Consider the following 20,629-nt stretch of genomic DNA (forward strand, 5'->3'; position numbering starts at 1 on the left):
TAATAGTAGTAGAATATAAATATAGAAAATAATTATTATGAAGGAGTGATTTTTTATGGTAAAAAATTTACAAGTATACAAATGTGACGTTTGTGGAAATATCGTTGAGGTTTTAAATGTTGGTGGTGGTACACTAGTATGTTGTGGACAACCAATGACATTATTAGAAGAGAACACTGTTGATGCAGCTGTTGAAAAACATATTCCAGTTGCTGAAGAAAAAGATGGTGAGCTAGTAGTTAAAGTTGGAGAAGTAGAACATCCAATGTTAGATGAACACTTCATTCAATGGGTTGAAGTAATCACAAAGGATGGACAAGTTTTAAGAAAAAACTTAACTTCAGGTGTAAAGCCAGTTGCTACATTCAAGGTTGATGGAGAAGTTGATAGAGTTAGAGAATACTGTAACCTACATGGATTATGGAGCACTAAATAATAAGAATAATTAGGCTATCTTTTAAAGATAGCCTTTTATATTTTTAAAAATTATTATAATATATAGTAAATATAGTTTGTGGAGGCAGTAAATGAAAAAATATTATAATATGACTACCTTCTTGATTTTTGGAGTTTTTAGTATATTAACTACATTTTATTTTCCGTATTTAAATCAAGAAATTGGTCTTAGTTTAAGTGAGGTAGGAAGAGTCGTATCAGTAGGGGCTTTATTTACTATAATAGCTCAACCAATTTTATCTAATAGATTTTCAAAGGTAAAGAATAAAAATAAATTTATTATAACGTACTTAACAGGAGTCCTTATATCAATAGTTGGGTTAATGTTTATTAACAAGGATTTAGCAATTTTTTATGCTCCAATTTATGGCGCTATGTTAGCGTCTGTTGCTGGAATATTTGAAATATATGTAGAGGAATTATCTATAAAAAACAAACTTGAATTTTCTGATATAAGAAAATGGGGATCAATTGGATATGCAGTGGTTGTATTTTTAGGAGGTTTTATTTTAAGTAAATTTGGATTTAGGATGCTTCATATAATTGCTATAGTTATTATTTGTACAATGATATTCATAATAACGACTAAATTTAAAGATAATATTGAAATAAAGGAAGAAAAAAATAATGCCCAAATTACAGAGTTATTTAAGAATAAAACTATAATTTTATTAATTATAGTTATCTTTCTTGGCATTGGTAGCTATATGGGCTTAGATTTTGCTTACTCTTCATATTTAGTAGATTTAATAAAGGATGTAGAAAAAGCTAATCAAATATATAGTTTCTCAATAAGTTTAAGAGTTGTAGTAGAGTTCTTTTCCTTTATGATAGTATCTAAATACTTGATTAATGCTAATAGTAAAACTTGTTTAAGTTTAGCTTTAATCGTTGCAGCAATAAAAGTGTTACTATTGTCAACTGGTAATGTAGCTTTAGTAGTTTTAGGAGATCAGTTACATGGAGTTATGTATGGATTATACTTAAGTTTCTTATTTAAGTATTTAAGAGAAATAATAAGTAGTGAATTAGTAGCAACGTCCTTCTCAATTTTATCTGTATTAAGTACTGGAGGAGCTAATTTCGTATATCCAACTATTTATAGTTTTATACAAGGAAGTTATGGGTATTTTGGAATGTACATATTTGTATTCTTCTCAATATTGCTAGCATTTATAATTTTTATAGTATTTTTACCAAGCAATAAAAAGGTATTAAAGTAATTTATGATAAGAAAAAGTTTAAGATTAAGGAATGAAATTATTCATTATAAAATAATCTATAAAAATAAAAAGAATCTTTCCATAAAACTAAATGGAGATAAAGAAATCATTGTTTATTCACCTTATGGAGTAAGTGATGAGTATATTGAGAAGATAATCAGAAAAAAAGAAAATTGGATAATAAGCAATTTAAATAAGATAGAGAAAAACAATTTTAACGATGAAAGTTATATTATTTATAGAGGAAAGAAATTTTTAAAAAAAGTTGAAGAAGCAAATATTGATAAAATAGTTTTAAATGTAGATTCTATTACGATTAGATCTAAAAGCTTAGAGTCTAATTATATAAATGATTTGATTTATAAGTGGTATATAGAAATGGCAAATGAAATTATTTTAGCTAGAACAAAAATGCTTTCATATAAAAATAATTTGATTCCGTCTAGAATTTTAATAAAAAGCCAGAAATCTAGATGGGGAAGCTGTAATAGCAAAAGAGAAGTAAGACTAAATTGGAGATTAATATTAATGCCAGAAGAAGTAATGGACTATATTATAGTACATGAATTATGTCATTTAAAACATATGAACCATTCTAGCTATTTTTGGGATTTAGTAAATGAATTACAACCTGATTTTAAAACATCAAAGAGATGGCTTAAGGAAAATGGATTAGCTATTTTAAGAATAAAATAGTATAAAATTAGTTAATGAATTGTATATTGTAATATATAAAGAGTTTAGATTATATACAATTCATTTTTTTATTAAAAAGTTTCTTTTATATATACAGATATAATTGTATAATAATGTATATACAATAAATGGTATTTTATTATTAGGAAGGTGGGAGAGCGGTGAAGAGGATTTTAAAATACTTATTAAAGGAAAAGTTATTGCTTATAATAGGGACAATTTCTATGATATTTATTATATTAATTGACCAAGTAACACCAATGTTACAAAAAATAATAATTGATAGAGGAATAATAAATAAAGAATATTCAATTATACCAACTATATTACTAGGCTTTTTAGTAGTAACTTTGCTAAAAGCTATTTTTGGATATGTAAAAGAGTTTTTATATGATTTTATAAGTGCAAAAGTTCACTTTAATATAAGAACAGAGTTATTTTCTCATATACAAAGCTTTGAGTTTGATTACTTTGATAAGACAAATACTGGAGAGTTAATGTCAAGAATTGGAGAGGATATCGAGAATATATGGCAAACTATATCCTTCGGACTTAGAATGTTTGTAGAAAATATACTATATTTTACTTTTAGTACAGTTATATTATTCTATTTAAATTGGAAATTAACTTTAATTTGCTTACTTATATTATCACCAATAGGATTTTTAGCTTATAAATTAGAAAGTAAATTGAATGATGGATATGAAGAAATAAGTGATAAAATTGCAGAGATTAATACTCGTGCTCAAGAAAATATTTCAGGGGTTAGATTAGTTAAAGCTTTTAGTAGAGAAAATTATGAAATAAAAAGATTTCATTCATTAAATAAGGATTATTATAAGTTAAATATTAAACAAGCTAAGACTATTTCTAAAAGTTTTCCAGAAATTGAGTTTTTAACAAACATAACACTTATAGCAATGATAATAGTAGGAGGTTACTTCGTATTAATTGGTGAAATCACCCTTGGAACCCTTGTAGCGTTCTCAGGATATATATGGAACCTAATTTGGCCTATGAGACAAATTGGTTGGCTTATGGACATCCTTTCAAAGAATAAGGCTTCTACTATGAAGATTAATAACATTCTTGAAAGATTTACTAAAGTTAATTCTACAAGTGGAAAAGAACTGAATTCTATACTTGGAGATATTGAATTTAAAAATGTGAGTTTTAGATATGATGATGAATATGTTTTGAAAAATATTAATTTAAATATTAAAGCAGGTTCAACAGTTGCAATAATGGGACAAACAGGATCAGGAAAAACTACTCTATTATCATTAATCGGGAGATATTATGATTCTACATCAGGGGATGTGAAAATTAATGGAATTGATGTTAAAAAAATAAATTTAAAATCTCTAAGAAGTAACATGTCAGTAGTGCAACAAGATACTTTTCTATTTTCAGATACAGTAGAAAATAATCTTAAATTTGGAAAGGCTGACGCTACTATGGATGAGATAAAAGAAGGTGCAGAAAAATCCTGCTCTTTAGACTTTATTGAAGAATTTGAAAATGGATTTAATACTGAAATTGGTGAAAGAGGTGTTGGACTTTCTGGTGGACAAAAACAAAGAATATCTATTGCAAGAGCAATAATTAGAAATGCACCAATACTTATATTAGATGATTCAACTTCAGCATTAGATATGGAAACAGAACATGAATTATTAAAGAATCTTAATAAAATTAAGAAGGGCAAAACAACTATTCTAGTAGCTCATAGAATTTCGGCAGTTAAAAATGCAGATTTAATAGTATTTATGAAGAATGGTGAAATAGTTGAAAAGGGTACACATGACGAGTTATTAAATATGAAGAATCATTACTACAATGTATATAAGGAGCAATTTAAGGATTTTAGTAATTTGGAGGTTATATAAATATGCCTAAAGAGAAGGAAATGATTAGAAGCAAAAAAGAAATTGTATTTAGGCTATTTCATTATTTAAAGGATTATAAAAAGGAAGCTATAATATCTATTATACTTATGGGACTAATAACTATTTCTAATAATTTAAATCCTTATTTAATGAAAATAGCAATTGATAATAATATAAAGAACAACGATATAAAAGGTTTAGTATATATAGGATTATTTTTAGTAATTATAAATATATTAACTTTAGTATTTTCAAAGATTAAGTGGAAGGTAGTAAGTTATATAACTAATAATATATTAGTTAATATAAGAATGGAACTATATACTCATGTTCAAAAACTACCTTTTAGTTTTTTTGATAGTAGACCAGTAGGGAAAATATTAGCTAGGGTTATTGGGGATGTAAATTCTTTAAAAAACCTCTTTGATCAAAGTATTCAATCATTAATACCAGAAGTAGTAAATTTAATATCAGTAATTATTTTTATGCTAATATTAAACTTTAAACTAGCAATCGCTTGTATATTATTACTACCAATACTAGCCATTGGTATGTTTATAATAGAAGTAAATTCAAGGAAAAAATGGTCTGAATATAGAAGCAAAAGATCAATTTTAAATGGCTATACTCATGAAGATATATCGGGTATAAAAGTAGTTCAATCTTATGCAAAAGAAAATGATACTAATAATAAATTCAAAGATTTGGTATGGGATCATTTGAAAAGCTTTATAGCTGCTGTAAGAGTAAATGATTTTATCTGGCCGATAGTTGAATTATCTTGGGGAATAGGGACAATCGTAGTATTCTATGTAGGATATACCTTAATTAGAAGTGGAACTTTGGAAATAGGTACATTATTAGCTTTCTCATTGTACATTGGTATGTTCTGGAGACCTATAATGAATTTATCTAATTTCTATAATACGCTTATTACAAATTTATCTGCAGCAGATAGAATATTTGAAATCTTAGATGTAGAACCCTTTATTAAAGATGACTTTAACAAAGAAGATATTGGTGAAATAGAGGGTGAGGTTGAATTCAAAAATGTATCTTTTTCTTATGGTGAGAATAATACAGATTTAGTTCTTAAAGATGTTAGTTTTAAAGTTAAAGAAGGAGAAAAAATAGCATTAGTAGGTGAAACTGGCGCAGGTAAAACAACTATAGTTTCGTTAATTAGTAGATTTTACAATCCGAATAGTGGCGAAATATTAATAGATAATAAGAATGTGCTTGATTATAACTTGGCATCCTTAAGAAGTCAAATGGGAATAATGTTACAAGATACCTTCTTATTTTCAGCTAGTATTAAAGAAAATATTAGATATGGAAAACTTGATGCTACTGATGAAGAGATAATTGAAGCAGCAAAAGCCGTTAATGCGCATGAGTTTATAATATCCTTAGAAAATGGATATGATACTATGGTAAATGAAAGAGGAACTAGGCTTTCTTTAGGGCAAAGGCAGCTATTATCATTTGCAAGAGCTTTACTTGCAAATCCAAGAATATTAATATTAGATGAAGCAACTTCAAATATTGATACTCAAACTGAAATTATAGTTCAAAAAGGTATTGAAAAACTATTATCTAATAGAACATCCTTTGTAATTGCCCATAGATTATCAACTATAAGAGATTGTGATAAAATAATAGTAATTGATAACGGAGAAATAACTGAAGAAGGTACTCATGAAGAACTTTTAAATCTAAAAGGTTATTATTATAAATTATATAAAGCTCAATATAGTTTTTTAAATAAAGGAGCATAAAATATACTGGTAAAAACTCAGATTTCCTATTATAATAATGTTGTAATTATATTAGAACATAAGGAGAAAAATATGAGATCAGTATATAAAAATCCTAAGGAACTAGCAACTTGCTTAAAAGACTTAGTAGATAATTATTTAGAATTTTTAATTAGCTACGAAGAACTAGAAACAAGGGTGAAGAAAATTGTTGAAGCTAATGGGGAAAGAGTTTATAAAGATGGAAATATATCTTTAAAATTATATCCTTATTTAGGGGATGAACGAGTAGAAATTATTGATAAGATAGTTAAATAATTTAGGATGTATCAAAGTTAAGCTATAAAGTATGTACTCTAAGTGATTTAATGCTATTATTTTTAAGCTAGTATGTTATTATTAGTTTAGTATAAATTACGTCAATATTTGTACATTTTAATTATTAGATTCAAAGTGGGGCTGTCTTAGGACAGCTTCATTTACTATAAAAAAGAGGTTTGATATGCTAAGTGAAATAGTGAATAAATATAATAATAATTCAGCTTATATAAATGGTTGGAAACATATGAAGAGATCGTCTGTAGTTATTTTACTTGCAGATATTGATGGTGAAACAAATGTTTTGTTCGAGATGAGATCAAAAAAGATGAGGAGTCAGCCAGGAGATATATCATTTCCTGGTGGAAAAATAGAAGATGGTGAAACACCAGATGAAACTGCTATTAGAGAAACTTGTGAAGAAATTGGATTAAATGAAGGTGATTTTAAAATAATATCACCACTTAATATTTTAACTACTCATTATAATTTATTAATACACCCATTTTTAGGTTATATAAAAAATATTGATAATATAAGAATAAGTAAAGATGAAGTAGATCACGTATTTTTTGTTCCTTTGGAATATTTTTTTAATAATGAACCGCTAATAATAGATAGTGAAATAGTAGTAAAAAGAAATAAAAACTTTCCTTATGAAAGAATAAATGGTGGTAAGAATTATAAGTTTAAAAATGGTGTATATAAATCATTATTTTATAAATATAAAGAATATAATATTTGGGGTATAACCGCCATAATGATATATGATTTTATAAGTGATTTAAAAGATAAAGAGATGACAAATACAGTTAAAGTTAGTAATTAACAATGAGCTATTTATCTTAGTAATTTGCTCAAAATCACCAAAATAAGTTGATAAAAAATACTTTGAGAGTTTTTTTAGTTTGTTAAGAAACCTCCTATTTTTAAATAGGAGGTTTTTATATTTTAAATTGTATTAATTTTACCTCTAGTTTAAAAGAATATATTTGTGTGACTATAGAACCCTTATATTGAGTTTAATACTAAATATAATAAGAACACAAAAGAGATAATATACATTACAAAGGAAAGTTCTTTTCTTTTATTAGTAAATAGTTTTATTAAAGTATATGAAATAAATCCGAAGGCCATTCCATCTATGATACTAAAAGTAAAAGGCACTAAGATAATAGTTAAAAAACATGGTATTGCTTCCGAAATATCTTCAAAGTTAATATTAGTTATTCCTTTAATCATAAGACTACCAATAATAATTAGTATAGGAGCTATTGCTTCATTTGGAATTATATTGATAAATGGAATGAACAATAAAGATATTAATATAAGAATTGAGCAAATTAATGATGTTAACCCAGTTTTTCCACCTTCTGCTATTCCAGCAGTTCCTTCTACAGTAGATACTGATGGGCTAGTACCTAATAATCCACAGGCAATATTAGATATAGCTATTGCAGTTAAAGCTTTATTTTGCTTTTCAGGTGATTTAAGTAGGCCAGATACCTGTCCGTGTAGCAACCCTAAATTCTCAAATACTATAACTAAAGTTAAGGAAAATGTAGCTATCCAAAACTTGGTAGTAAATAAGGCACCTAAGTTTATATTAAAGAAAATTTCCTTATAAGTATTAAAGTTTGGTAATGAGAAATTCAAGTTCGTTATATCAACAAAATTAAAAATAATACCTATTAAAGATCCGATTATAATACTAATCAAGAAGCTACCTTTTATATTTTTAGCAAATAGAATTATCGTTAATATTAACATGAATAAAAAGAATAGAATTCTTGGATTTGATAGATCCGCAATTTTTACCATAGTAGTTTGATCTGAAATAATAAGGCCACCTTTTTGAAGCCCTAAAAAAGTAATAAAAAGACCTATACCAATGGTAATAGATTCCTTAAGTGAACTAGGAATAGCTTTATCTAAAGTTTTAGATAAAGATGTTATAGATACAACTAAAAAAAGTATTCCTGAAACTACTACACTTGCTAAAGCTTCATTAAAAGTTAAATTCATTGTTAAAATTATAGTATAAGTAAATAGGGCATTAATTCCCATTCCAGGCATAACTATTAATGGAGTATTACTTATAAAAGCAGTTAATAGACATCCTATAAAAGAAGCTAATACAGTAGCGATTATAAGTGGCTCTTCGCTTATTCCACTATCGCTTAATATACTTGCGTTTACTATAATTATATATACTGCTGCAAAGAAAGATGTTAAGGCAGCTATAAGTTCAGTTTTAAAGCTAGTATTATGTTCTTTTAATTTAAATAAGTAATCCATTCTTTTCACCTCTTTCTTATAATATATATTAAGTTATTATAAAAGATTTTACTATACTTTATTTCTTTAATATTGTTATCAGATGAAAAGATATTATTCATATAAGAATCTTAAAATAGTATAATATGTTTATAGATATTGACAATAATATTAATGATATTATAATTATATATAGACACCCCTAGAGGGTGGGGGAGGTAAAAATGAACGATGAAAGAAAAAAGGCATTGCAATCTTTAAAGACAGCTAGGGGGCAAATAGAGGGGATAATAAAAATGATTGAGGAAGATAGATATTGTATAGATATTTCTAACCAAATATTTGCAGCTCAATCTTTATTAAAAAAATCAAATTTAATTATTTTAGAAAATCACTTATCTCACTGTGTTAAAGACGCTTGTATAAATGGCGATGGGGATGAAAAAATAACAGAAATAATGAAAATATTAGATAAGGTTATAAGTAGATAAATTAGGAGGTGATATTATGAAAAAGACTATTAATATAGAAGGTATGAGTTGCGGGCATTGTGTTGCTCATGTTAAGGAAGCGCTAGAAGAACTAAAGGATACTAAGGTTATTGAAGTTAGCTTAGAAAATAAAAATGCTATTGTAGATACAGATGCAAATGATAATGAAATAACTTCAGTTATTGATGAAGCAGGATATGATGTTATATCAATAAAATAAATAAAATAGGTAAATGAGTATTAAATACTCATTTACCTATTTTATTTTTAATATTATTTTATTCATTTCAGTAATATAATAATCAAGTTTTATTAAGTCATCCTCTTCTAATGAAGCTATTTTAGCTGAAAGGCTACTTTTCATTTCAATCTTCTTTTCTTCTAAAAATTTATAAGCCTTATCAGTAAGTTCAATCTTTAATTTTCTTCTGTCTTCTGGATCTGTATATCTATGAACTAGTCCTTCACTAATTAATTTATCTATAATAGGTGTCATATTTGGTTTTGATATATCTAAGCATTTCGCAGCACTTGAAACAGAAGTCGATTTTTTCATCGAAAGATGAAAAAGTAGCTTCATATGAGAGGGTGGTATAAAACTATTTTTAATCATTTCATTATGACTGAATACTTTATCATGAACGTGGAATATTAAATTTAGTAAGTTGTTAGTTAAGTCTTCCATATTAGTTTTATCCATTTTATCCTCCTTATTAAGTATATTTTAATTATAAACTATTTTTTTTAGTTATACAACTATAATTGTTATTGACATATAATAGTTATAAAAATATAATTAATATAGTCATATTAATTTAAAAGCATAAATGAGAGGAGACGAAGATTATATGATAAAGTTAACAAGATACTTAAAACCCTTTTTAGTCTCTATCTTTGCTGTTATTGTTTTGCTGTTTGTTCAAGCAATTAGTGAACTATCTTTACCAGATTACATGTCTAACATTGTTAATGTTGGTATTCAGCAAGGTGGGATTGAAAATTCAGTTCCTGAAGTAATTAGAAAAACAGAAATGGATAATCTGTTTTTATTTATGAAAGAAGAAGATTCAAACTTTGTTAAAGAAAATTATACTTTATTAAATATAAATAATCTAGAAACTAAAGAAAAAGAAGATTATTTATCAAAGTATCCTTTATTAGAGGAAGAGGAATTATATAAACTTAATACAAAAAATAAAGATGATATAGCGAAAATGAAAGATATTTTTGCAAAACCTGAAGTAATAGTTTATGGAATTAATACTGGAACCTTTGATGAAGAATTAAAAGGAAGCTTTATGAATGAGAGTATACCTCAAATGCCAGGTATGCAAGAAATTAAAGACCCATTTATGTTATTTAGAAGCTTACCTAAAGATAAGCTAAATGAAATAGTAGATGGTATTAATGATAAATTTAATGGAATGCAAGATAGCATTATTCAACAAGGCTCTGTTTCATATGTAAAGAATGAATATACAACAATAGGAATTAATGTAGATTCACTTCAAACTAAGTATATTATCTTAGCAGGTATTAAGATGCTAAGTATAGCATTAATTAGTATGACTGCAGCAGTAATAGTTGGATTGTTATCAGCTAGAATAGCAGCTGGAGTAAGTAAATCATTAAGAGGAGATGTGTTTAAGAAGGTAACTAGCTTCTCAAACACTGAATTTGATAAGTTTTCAACTGCTTCATTAATTACACGTAGTACTAATGATATACAACAAATACAAATGCTTTTGGTTATGCTTTTTAGAATAGTATTCTATGCTCCGATATTGGGAATAGGTGGTATTCTTAAAGTTCTAAAGACTAATACTAATATGACTTGGACAATAGCTCTTGGCGTTATATTAATATCTATATTAGTTGCTGTTCTATTTAGTTTTGCAATGCCTAAATTTAAATCAGTACAAAAGCTTATTGATAAATTAAATTTAGTTACAAGGGAAAGTTTAACAGGAATGCTTGTAATCAGAGCTTTCAGTACTGAAAAGCATGAAGAAGAAAGATTTGATAAAGCTAATAATGATTTAACTAAAACTAATTTATTTGTTAATAGATTAATGGCTTCAATGATGCCTGCTATGATGTTAATAATGAATGGATTAACTTTACTTATAGTATGGATAGGCTCTCATCAAGTTGATATGGGTAATATGCAAGTTGGAGATATGATGGCGTTTATGCAATATGCAATGCAAATTATAATGTCATTCCTTATGATTTCAATGATTTCAATAATGTTACCACGTGCTTCTGTTTCAGCACAACGTATTAGTGAAGTTTTAGATACAGAATTATCTATTAAAGATAAGAAGGAAAAGAAGAGATTTAGAAAAGAAGAAAAAGGTGTTGTTGAATATAGAAATGTAAGTTTCAAGTATCCAGGTGCTGAAGATTATATTCTAAATGATATAAGCTTCACTGCAAGACCAGGAGAAACTACTGCTATTATAGGTAGTACAGGTAGTGGTAAATCTACGTTAATAAATTTAATTCCAAGATTCTATGATGTAACTAAGGGCGAGATATTAGTTGATGGAGTTGATATTAGGGATGTAGATCAAAAGGAATTAAGGGATAAACTTGGATATATTCCTCAAAAAGGAGTTCTTTTCTCAGGAACAATTGAAAGTAATTTAAAATATGGAGTTCCTAATGCTACACTTGAAGATGTTGAAGAAGCTTCAAAGATAGCTCAAGCATTAGAATTTATTGAAAATAAGCCAGAAAAGTATGATACAGAAATATCTCAAGGTGGTACAAATGTTTCTGGTGGTCAAAAGCAAAGATTATCTATTGCAAGAGCTTTAGTTAAAAAACCAGAAGTATATATATTTGATGATAGTTTCTCAGCACTAGACTTTAAGACAGATGCAGCTTTAAGAAAGGCAATCAAAGATAATATTAAGGATGCAACTATGATAATAGTAGCGCAAAGAATTAGTACTATTAAAGATGCTAATCAAATCATAGTTTTAGATGAAGGCAATGTTGTTGGAATAGGAACACATAAAGAACTATTAAAAAACTGTGAAGTATATAATCAAATAGCCTTATCACAACTTTCAAAGGAGGAACTAATGTCATGAGTAATAAAGTAGATAATAAAAGACATGGTGGTTTCGGTGGACCTATGGGTGGAATGCATTTAGGTGGTGCAAAGGCTAAGGATTTCAAAGGAACTTTAAAGAAACTACTAGATTATTTAAAGCCATTTAGATTAGCAATTGTTATTGTTTTAATATTTGCTGTCGGTAGTGCTGCCTTTTCAATAATTGGTCCAAAAGTTTTAGGTAAAGCAACTACTAAATTATTTGAAGGATTAGTAAGTAAGATTTCTGGAAGCGGAACTGGAATAGACTTTACTTATATAGGAAATTTAATTGTAATACTTATAGTATTATATGTAATTAGTGCAGCATTCTCATTTATACAAAATTTTATAATGTCAGGAGTTGCACAAAAGGTTTCTTATAATCTTAGAAAAGAAATTTCATTAAAAATAAATAAAATGCCATTAAAATATTTTGATAAGATGACACATGGTGAGGTTTTATCAAGAGTGACTAATGATGTTGATACTGTAAGTAATACATTAAATCAAAGTTTATCTCAAATATTTACATCTATTACAACTTTGATTGGTGTTCTTATAATGATGTTATCTATAAGTGTAACTATGACCTTAGCAGCTATAATTGTTGTTCCATTATCAGGACTATTAATATCAGTTGTAGTTAAAAAATCTCAAAAGTATTTTAAAGAACAACAATCTTATTTAGGTCATGTAAATGGACATGTTGAAGAAATATATAGTGGTCATACTATAGTTAAAGCTTTCAATGGTGAAGAAAAATCTGTTGAAGAGTTTAATGAATTAAATGATACTCTATATAATTCTGCTTGGAAATCACAATTCTTATCAGGAATGATGATGCCTATAATGACTTTTATAGGAAATATAGGTTATGTTATTGTTACTATATTAGGAGGATATCTAGCAGCTAAGAAGTCAATAGAAGTTGGAGATATTCAATCTTTCATTCAATATATTAGATCATTTAACCAACCTATAGCTCAAGCTGCACAAATTGCGAATGTATTACAATCAACTGCAGCAGCAGCAGAAAGAGTTTTTGAATTCCTTGATGAGGAAGAAGAATCTGATATTAATTCAAGTCCTATAGATATAGAAGAATTAAAGGGTGAAGTAACATTTAAAAATGTTCACTTTGGATATAATGAAGATAAGATTATAATTAATGATTTTTCTAGTAATATAAAGCCAGGACAAAGAATAGCAATTGTTGGTCCTACAGGTGCAGGTAAAACAACTATAGTAAAATTATTAATGAGATTCTATGAATTAAATTCAGGAGAAATCTTAGTAGATGATTATAATATCAATGAATTTAAGAGAAGTGATTTAAGAAAAGCATTTGGAATGGTTCTTCAAGATACATGGTTATTTAATGGATCTATAATGGAAAATATTCGTTATGGTAATTTAAATGCAAGCGATGAAGATGTAATTAATGCAGCAAAAGCAGCACATGTACATCATTTTGTTAAGACATTACCTGATGGATATAATATGGAACTAAATGAAGATGCAAGCAATGTATCTCAAGGACAAAAACAATTATTAACTATTGCTCGTGCCATATTAGCAGATCCTAAGATTCTAATTTTAGATGAAGCAACAAGTTCAGTTGATACTAGAACTGAAGTATTAATTCAAAAGGCTATGGATAATTTAATGAAGGGAAGAACTAGCTTTATAATAGCTCATAGATTATCTACTATTAAAGATGCTGATTTAATATTAGTTATGAAGGATGGAGATATAGTAGAACAAGGAAACCATAATGAATTATTAAGTAAGAATGGGTTCTATGCTAGTCTTTATAATAGCCAATTTGAACAAGCAAGTAATTCCTAATTAACTTTTATAAAGAGGCTATATATAATATGGCTTCTTTATTTTAATAAATCTTTGATGTTATTAAAAAATAAGGTTACAATATAAGTAAATGTTATGATAGCATTATATAAAAATTAAATTTGTATTAATTGTAAGATGGATTTTGGAGGTATTAAGTAATGATATTAGTATGTGGTGGTGCAGGATATATCGGCAGCCATGCAGTTTATCAATTAATTGATAAGGGGGAAGACGTAGTTGTCGTAGATAATCTAGAAACAGGACATATAGAAGCAGTTCACTCTAAGGCAAAATTTTATAAAGTAGATATTAGGAATGAAGAAGAATTAGACAAGGTATTTAAAGAAAATAAAATTAAAGAAGTTATACATTTTGCTGCTAATTCATTAGTAGGAGAAAGTATGACTAATCCTTTAAAATATTATAATAATAACGTACATGGTACAGAAGTTTTATTAAAAGTTATGGTGAAAAATGATGTTAAAAGAATAGTATTTTCTTCAACAGCAGCAACTTATGGAGAAGCTACAAAAATGCCAATAGTAGAAACAGATAAAACAGAACCAACTAATGCTTATGGAGAAACTAAATTAGCTATGGAAAAAATGATGAAGTGGGCTGATATAGCTCATAATGTAAAGTATGTTTCTCTTAGATACTTTAATGTTGCTGGAGCACATGAAAGTGGTAATATAGGAGAAGATCATAGTCCTGAAACTCATTTAATTCCTTTAATACTTCAAGTTCCACTTGGAAAAAGGGAATTTATATCTATTTTTGGTGAAGACTATGATACAGAAGATGGTACATGCATTAGAGATTATATTCACGTTGTAGATTTAGCTAATGCCCATATTAAAGCAATTGAATATTTAAGAAAAGAAGATAAAAGCAACATATTCAATTTAGGTAATGGAAGTGGTTTCTCTGTTAAAGAAATGATAGATGCAGCAAGAAAAGTAACTGGTCATGAAATACCTGCTAAAGTTTGTGAAAGAAGAGCTGGAGATCCAGCTAGATTAATTGCATCTGCAGAAAAAGCTAGAGAGATTTTAAGATGGGAAGCAGAATTTACAAATGTAGAGGATATTATTGCATCAGCATGGAAATGGCATAAGAATAATCCAAAAGGATTTAATGATTAAGTTTATTTTTAAATATATATAAATAAAAATGAAGTAATTGTTAAGGTGAGGCAATAATATATATTGTCTCATCTTAATTGTATTTATGTTTAAATTTAAAATAATTAAAGTCTACCAACATATAATTTAGAATGTAAAATTAAACATTATTTTTGATTTTTTAGGGGCTTGGAGGTAATTTAATTGATATATAAACTTGGTATAGATGCAGGTTCAACAACAGTAAAATTAGTAATATTAGATGATAGTAATAACGTTATTTATAAAAGTTATAGAAGACATTTAACAAAAGTAAAAGAAACAATAATAGAAGAAATAGAAAATGTTAAAAATATACTTGAAGGTTATAAAGTAAAAGTAGCTATTACTGGATCATCTGGCTATGGGGTATCCATTGATTCTAGTATTTCCTTTGTTCAAGAAGTTTTTGCAACAACTATTGGTGTAAAAAAACTCTTTAATGACATAGATGTAGTTATAGAATTAGGCGGAGAGGATGCTAAAATTATATATTTAACTAATGGCTTGGAAGAAAGAATGAATTCTAGTTGTGCAGGAGGAACTGGAGCTTTTATTGACCAGATGGCTAGCCTAATGGGGATTTCAGTTGAAGAATTAGATAGATTGAGTTTCCAGCATAAAAATATATATCCTATAGCATCGAGATGTGGTGTTTTTGCTAAATCAGATATACAACCTTTATTAAATCAAGGTGCAAATAAAGCTGATATAGCTGCTAGCATATATGAAGCTGTTATTAATCAAACAATTGGTGGTCTTGCTCAAGGAAGAATGATAGAAGGTAAAGTTCTATTTTTAGGAGGACCTTTGCATTTTTATAAGGGCTTAAGAGAAATGTTTTCAAAAAAACTTAATTTAAGTCAAAACATAGATGCAAAAGATGCAGAAGTTTTTGTAGCTAAAGGAGCTGCTATATTTTCTAATAATGAGAAAGTTACATATACATATGAAGAATTAATTAATAAAATTACTAATTGTAATAGTAAGAGCAGAGAAGTTAAAAAAGAAATTCCACCTCTTTTTACCACTGAGGAGGAATATATTAGTTTTTTAGATAGGCATAACAAAGCGAAAGTGACAATTAAAAATATTGAAGATTATAAAGGAAACGTGTATTTAGGCATAGATGCAGGGAGTACAACTACTAAGCTAGTTCTTATAGATGATGAATTACAAATTTTACATCAATATTATGGACATAATGAAGGTAATCCTGTTGAAGTGGTAAAAAGAGAATTGCTAGATATATATAATAAATATGGTGAAAACATAAAGATAAAATCAAGCGCTGTAACTGGATATGGAGAGGAACTATTAAAAAAAGCTTTTGGTGTAGATTACGGGATTGTTGAGACACTAGCTCACTTTATTGCGGCAAAGAAATTTAATCCAAATGTAGATTTTATTTTAGATATTGGTGGACAAGATATAAAATGCTTTGAAATAGAAAATGATTCAATAAAAAGTATTATACTGAACGAAGCTTGTTCTTCAGGATGCGGATCTTTTATAGAAACTTTTGCTAAGGCTATGGGATATGATGTAGAAACCTTCTCTAAGCTTGGTTTATATTCTAAGCATCCTGCAGACTTAGGATCAAGATGTACTGTATTTATGAATTCATCTGTTAAGCAAGCGCAAAGAGATGGTGCATCTATTAATGATGTATCTGCTGGATTATCAATAAGTGTAGTTAAAAATGCATTATATAAGGTTATTAGAAAAAATAACCTGGGCAAAAATATAATAGTACAAGGCGGCACTTTGTGCAATGACGCTATACTAAGAAGTTTGGAAAAAGAGTTAAATCAAAATGTTATTAGATCTAATATTTCTGGTTTAATGGGTGCTTATGGAGCTGCAATTTATGCTAAGAAAAATAAAAAGAATGAATCTCAAATTATTGATCTTAATAATCTAAAAACTTTTACTCATAAATCTAGAGCTTCAAAATGTGGTTTATGCACTAATAATTGCAATTTAACTATTAATCAATTTAGTGGAGAAAAGAAATTTATTTCAGGTAACAGATGTTCTAGACCTTTGGGAAGAAATAATAAAAATTCAAATCCTGATTTGTATGAGTATAAATATAATAAAATAATGGAGTATGAGAACAATCATGGCGAAAAAGGTGTAATAGGTATTCCTATGGTACTAAATATGTATGAGAACTTACCAGTATTCGTAACATTCTTTAATGAGTTAGGTATTAAGGTTGTTTTATCAGATCATTCAACTAAAGGTTTATATTTAAAAGGGCAACATACTATACCTTCAGATACAGCTTGTTATCCAGCAAAGATTTCTCATGGGCATATAGAAAATTTATTGGATAAAGGAGTAAAGAATATTTTTTATCCATGTATGACCTTTAATTTTGATGAAGGTATTTCAGATAATAATTTTAACTGTCCAGTAGTTGCTTATTATCCAGAGGTTTTAAAAAATAATATAGCCTTATTAAAAAATGTTAATTTTCTATATCCTTATTTAGATTTGAATTCAATTAAAAGTACCAGTGCTAATTTATATAATAGCCTTAAATCAACTTTTACATGGATAACTAAGAAGGAAGTTAGAAATGCCCTTGTAAAAGGAATTAATGAATATAAGAATTTTAAAGAAGATATAATTTTGAAAGGTAAGGAAGCTATAGAATATGCTAAACAAAATGATTTATTAACAATAGTTTTAGCTGGTAGGCCTTATCATATAGATAAAGAAATTAATCATGGCATAAATAAAATGATGAATTCTTTAAATTTAGTGATAATAACTGAAGACAGTATTCCTTATAACTATAAGCCATCAGAAATAAAGGTGTTAAATCAATGGACGTATCAAGCAAGATTATTTAACGCAGCTGAGTATGTTAGTACTAATACAGATATGCAATTAGTTCAATTAGTTTCATTTGGCTGTGGAACTGATGCAATAACAGCTGATGAAGTTAGGAGAATATTAGAAGAAAAAGGTAAGATATACACACAACTAAAAATTGATGAAACTAATAATTTAGGGGCAGCTAAAATCAGAATTAGAAGTATGGTTGAGGCTATTAAGAAGGGGAACTAAAATGAGTTACGATTATAAAGTCTTTACTAAAGAAATGAAGAGAGATTATAAGATATTAGTACCTAATATGTTACCTATACATTTTAAGGTTTTAGATAAGATGTTAAAAGATAATGGGTTTAATATCGAATTTTTAGAAAATGATGTAGATGATATAATTGAAGAGGGATTAAGATATGCAAATAATGATATTTGTTATCCTGCTATGATAGTTATAGGCCAATTTATTTCTGCATTAAAAAGTGGTAAATATGATTTAAATAAAACTGCTGTGTTAATGACACAAACAGGTGGAGGTTGTAGAGCTTCTAATTATATCCACCTAATACGAAAGGCATTAGAGAATAGTGGTTTTAAGGATGTTCCAGCCATTGGGCTAAGTGTTTCTGGAATTGAAAATCATCCAGGTCTAAAATTAAGTCCCACATTAATAATTAAGGCTCTTTATGGGATATTATACAGCGATTTAATTATGTATTTATATAATAAGGTTAAACCGTATGAAGTAAATAAAAATGAAACAGATATGGTTTTAGATAAAGAAATAAGATATTTAAATGATAGCTTAACTATTACAAATTGTTTTAAAGTAAGCAAAATAGCAAAGCATATTGTAAATTCATTCAACGAAATTTCAATTAATAAAACCGAAAAAATTAAAGTAGGTATTGTTGGTGAAATATATATGAAATATTCAAGAATGGGGAATAATCATCTTGAAGAATTTCTAATTAATGAAAATGCTGAAGTTGTTCAATCAGGTTTATTGGACTTTATAAACTATTGTTTAATAAATTCAATTGTAGATAATAAGCTATATAACAAAAGTAAGTTTAAAGCAATAATATCTAAATATGCATATAAATTTATTCTAAGACAACAAAGTAAAATTAATAATATAATACAAAGTCATTCTAAATTTGATGCACCTGAAAGCTTTGAAAAGGTAAGAAAAATGGCAGATGAGTATATTGGTTATGGAGTTAAAATGGGTGAAGGTTGGCTACTTGTTAGTAATATGATCGAATTAATAAAACAAGGAGCAAATAATATAATTTGTGCAGAACCTTTTGGATGTTTACCAAACCACATTGTAGGAAGAGGTGCAATTAGAAAAATTATGGACAAACATCCAAATGCTAATATTGTTGTAATAGACTATGATCCTTCACAATCTAAAATAAATCAAGAAAATAGAATTAAATTAATGTTGTCAAATGCAAACCTAAATATTTACTTATAATTAAAATACTATTTACAAATAAGCTATATCTATAAGTTATTATTATAGATATGGCTATTATTTCTTAATAATATTATTAATGCTAAAATACAACTAATATAGTATACTTATTTTAAATAATAGAAATTAAGAAAGGTAGTTTTTATGGCAAAATTTAAACATTACTTTATAATAAATCCAAAGGCAGGTAAATCTGATGTTTCTAAAGAGGTAACAAATCAAATAAAAACTGCTTTTAAAGATTCTGAAGAGGAATATAATATATATATTACTAAGGGAAGAAATGATGCAGAAGAATATACTAAATCTATTTGTAATAAAGAAAAGAATGAAAATATAAGGATTTATGCCTGTGGTGGAGATGGTACATTAAATGAGGTAATAAACGGCCTAATAGGATACAATAATGCAAGTGTTTCAGTTATTCCATATGGAACAGGTAATGATTTTATAAATAATTTTGAACAATCTATAGGATTTTATGATATAGATAAGCAGCTTACTTTTTCATCTAATAAAATTGATTTAATAAAGATAAATGATACTTATGCAATTAATCTCTGTAATATTGGTTTTGATGCAAAAGTGGCGGAGAATATGAATAAGTTCAAAAAGTTACCACTAGTTAGTGGACAAGGTGCATATACTTTATCAGTTTTCTATTCATTACTTCATAAAATGACTAGTAGCTTAGAAATAACTATAGACAATAGTGAAATAATTAAAGGTGAATTTTTATTATGTGTTGTAGCTAATGGTATTACATATGGAGGAGGCTATAAAGGGGCTCCTTTAGCAGAAATAAATGACGGTTTAATAGATTTATGTATTATTAAAAAGGTATCAAGACTAAAGTTAATTAATTTAATTGGAGTTTACAAGACTGGCGAACATTTACATAATGAAGAGCTTAAGGATTACTTCATATATAAAAAATGTAAAACAATAAATATAAAATCAGAAGATAAATTTATTACTTGTATTGATGGTGAAATATTTGAAAAAAATAATGTTAATATTTCAGTAATAGAAAATGCAATAGAATTTTTAGCACCAAGTAAAAATTAGAAAAAGAGAG

17 protein-coding genes are annotated in these 20,629 nt (G+C 27.1%); 15 read left to right on the plus strand and 2 right to left on the minus strand.

From position 1 onward, the window contains the following. The first annotated feature begins 55 nt into the window (after positions 1 to 55). The 7 genes from GPX08_RS00595 to GPX08_RS00625 all read left to right on the plus strand — a co-directional run bounded on the left by GPX08_RS00595 (position 56) and on the right by GPX08_RS00625 (position 7,168). A complete protein-coding gene (locus GPX08_RS00595; protein WP_156624366.1) occupies positions 56 to 436 on the plus strand; it encodes a desulfoferrodoxin in 381 nt (126 codons plus the stop codon). Between the two features lie 91 nt (positions 437 to 527). Further along, positions 528 to 1,679: an MFS transporter gene (locus GPX08_RS00600; protein WP_156624368.1), complete on the plus strand. Its 1,152-nt coding sequence runs from the start codon at positions 528 to 530 to the stop codon at positions 1,677 to 1,679. Between the two features lie 3 nt (positions 1,680 to 1,682). Further along, positions 1,683 to 2,375 (plus strand): DUF45 domain-containing protein, encoded by a 693-nt coding sequence (locus GPX08_RS00605; RefSeq protein WP_156624370.1) that lies wholly within the window; start codon positions 1,683 to 1,685, stop codon positions 2,373 to 2,375. Between the two features lie 161 nt (positions 2,376 to 2,536). After that, positions 2,537 to 4,264 (plus strand): ATP-binding cassette domain-containing protein, encoded by a 1,728-nt coding sequence (locus tag GPX08_RS00610; protein WP_156624372.1) that lies wholly within the window; start codon positions 2,537 to 2,539, stop codon positions 4,262 to 4,264. A 2-nt stretch (positions 4,265 to 4,266) separates the two neighbouring features. Then, positions 4,267 to 6,042 (plus strand): ATP-binding cassette domain-containing protein, encoded by a 1,776-nt coding sequence (locus tag GPX08_RS00615; protein WP_156624374.1) that lies wholly within the window; start codon positions 4,267 to 4,269, stop codon positions 6,040 to 6,042. 72 nt (positions 6,043 to 6,114) lie between these two features. Beyond that, complete coding sequence (locus tag GPX08_RS00620) at positions 6,115 to 6,339, plus strand: TIGR04540 family protein (RefSeq protein WP_156624376.1); 225 nt, start codon at positions 6,115 to 6,117, stop codon at positions 6,337 to 6,339. Positions 6,340 to 6,523: 184 nt separating this feature from the next. Beyond that, entirely contained in the window at positions 6,524 to 7,168 is a 645-nt protein-coding gene (locus GPX08_RS00625) for an NUDIX domain-containing protein (RefSeq protein WP_156624378.1), read from the plus strand. 182 nt (positions 7,169 to 7,350) lie between these two features. On the opposite strand, the gene GPX08_RS00630 is transcribed toward GPX08_RS00625, so the two are convergent. After that, positions 7,351 to 8,637 (minus strand): NCS2 family permease, encoded by a 1,287-nt coding sequence (locus GPX08_RS00630; RefSeq protein ID WP_156624380.1) that lies wholly within the window; start codon positions 8,635 to 8,637, stop codon positions 7,351 to 7,353. A gap of 203 nt (positions 8,638 to 8,840) precedes the next feature. On the opposite strand from GPX08_RS00630, the gene GPX08_RS00635 reads away from it, so the two are divergent. Next, positions 8,841 to 9,107 carry a metal-sensing transcriptional repressor gene (locus tag GPX08_RS00635; RefSeq protein WP_156624382.1) on the plus strand — a complete coding sequence of 89 codons (267 nt, stop codon included), beginning with the start codon at positions 8,841 to 8,843 and terminating at the stop codon, positions 9,105 to 9,107. 16 nt (positions 9,108 to 9,123) lie between these two features. Next, positions 9,124 to 9,327 (plus strand): heavy metal transport/detoxification protein, encoded by a 204-nt coding sequence (locus tag GPX08_RS00640; RefSeq protein ID WP_156624383.1) that lies wholly within the window; start codon positions 9,124 to 9,126, stop codon positions 9,325 to 9,327. A gap of 36 nt (positions 9,328 to 9,363) precedes the next feature. Here the strand turns inward: GPX08_RS00640 and GPX08_RS00645 are convergent, their stop codons facing one another. Further along, the gene (locus tag GPX08_RS00645; RefSeq protein WP_156624385.1) at positions 9,364 to 9,807 is read right to left on the minus strand and encodes a MarR family transcriptional regulator; all 444 of its coding nucleotides are present in this window, start codon (positions 9,805 to 9,807) and stop codon (positions 9,364 to 9,366) included. Between the two features lie 148 nt (positions 9,808 to 9,955). Between GPX08_RS00645 and GPX08_RS00650 the strand changes: the two genes are divergently transcribed. The 6 genes from GPX08_RS00650 (at position 9,956) to GPX08_RS00675 (ending at position 20,619) form a co-directional block, all read left to right on the plus strand. Further along, complete coding sequence (locus GPX08_RS00650) at positions 9,956 to 12,208, plus strand: ATP-binding cassette domain-containing protein (protein WP_156624387.1); 2,253 nt, start codon at positions 9,956 to 9,958, stop codon at positions 12,206 to 12,208. Then, positions 12,205 to 14,061: an ATP-binding cassette domain-containing protein gene (locus tag GPX08_RS00655; protein WP_156624389.1), complete on the plus strand. Its 1,857-nt coding sequence runs from the start codon at positions 12,205 to 12,207 to the stop codon at positions 14,059 to 14,061. Before GPX08_RS00650 ends, GPX08_RS00655 begins: the two co-directional genes overlap by 4 nt. A gap of 161 nt (positions 14,062 to 14,222) precedes the next feature. Then, the gene (gene galE, locus GPX08_RS00660) at positions 14,223 to 15,209 is read left to right on the plus strand and encodes a UDP-glucose 4-epimerase GalE (protein ID WP_156624391.1); all 987 of its coding nucleotides are present in this window, start codon (positions 14,223 to 14,225) and stop codon (positions 15,207 to 15,209) included. 183 nt (positions 15,210 to 15,392) lie between these two features. Further along, entirely contained in the window at positions 15,393 to 18,308 is a 2,916-nt protein-coding gene (locus GPX08_RS00665) for a 2-hydroxyglutaryl-CoA dehydratase (protein WP_156624393.1), read from the plus strand. 1 nt (position 18,309) lies between these two features. Further along, on the plus strand, positions 18,310 to 19,551 hold the full coding sequence (locus tag GPX08_RS00670; RefSeq protein WP_156624395.1) for a 2-hydroxyglutaryl-CoA dehydratase: 1,242 nt from the start codon (positions 18,310 to 18,312) through the stop codon (positions 19,549 to 19,551). Positions 19,552 to 19,695: 144 nt separating this feature from the next. Beyond that, positions 19,696 to 20,619, plus strand: coding sequence for a YegS/Rv2252/BmrU family lipid kinase (locus GPX08_RS00675; RefSeq protein ID WP_156624397.1), 924 nt, complete (start codon positions 19,696 to 19,698; stop codon positions 20,617 to 20,619). The last annotated feature ends 10 nt before the right edge of the window (positions 20,620 to 20,629 follow it).

Source organism: Clostridium tertium (assembly GCF_902652255.1).
Lineage (GTDB): Bacteria > Bacillota > Clostridia > Clostridiales > Clostridiaceae > Clostridium > Clostridium tertium_A.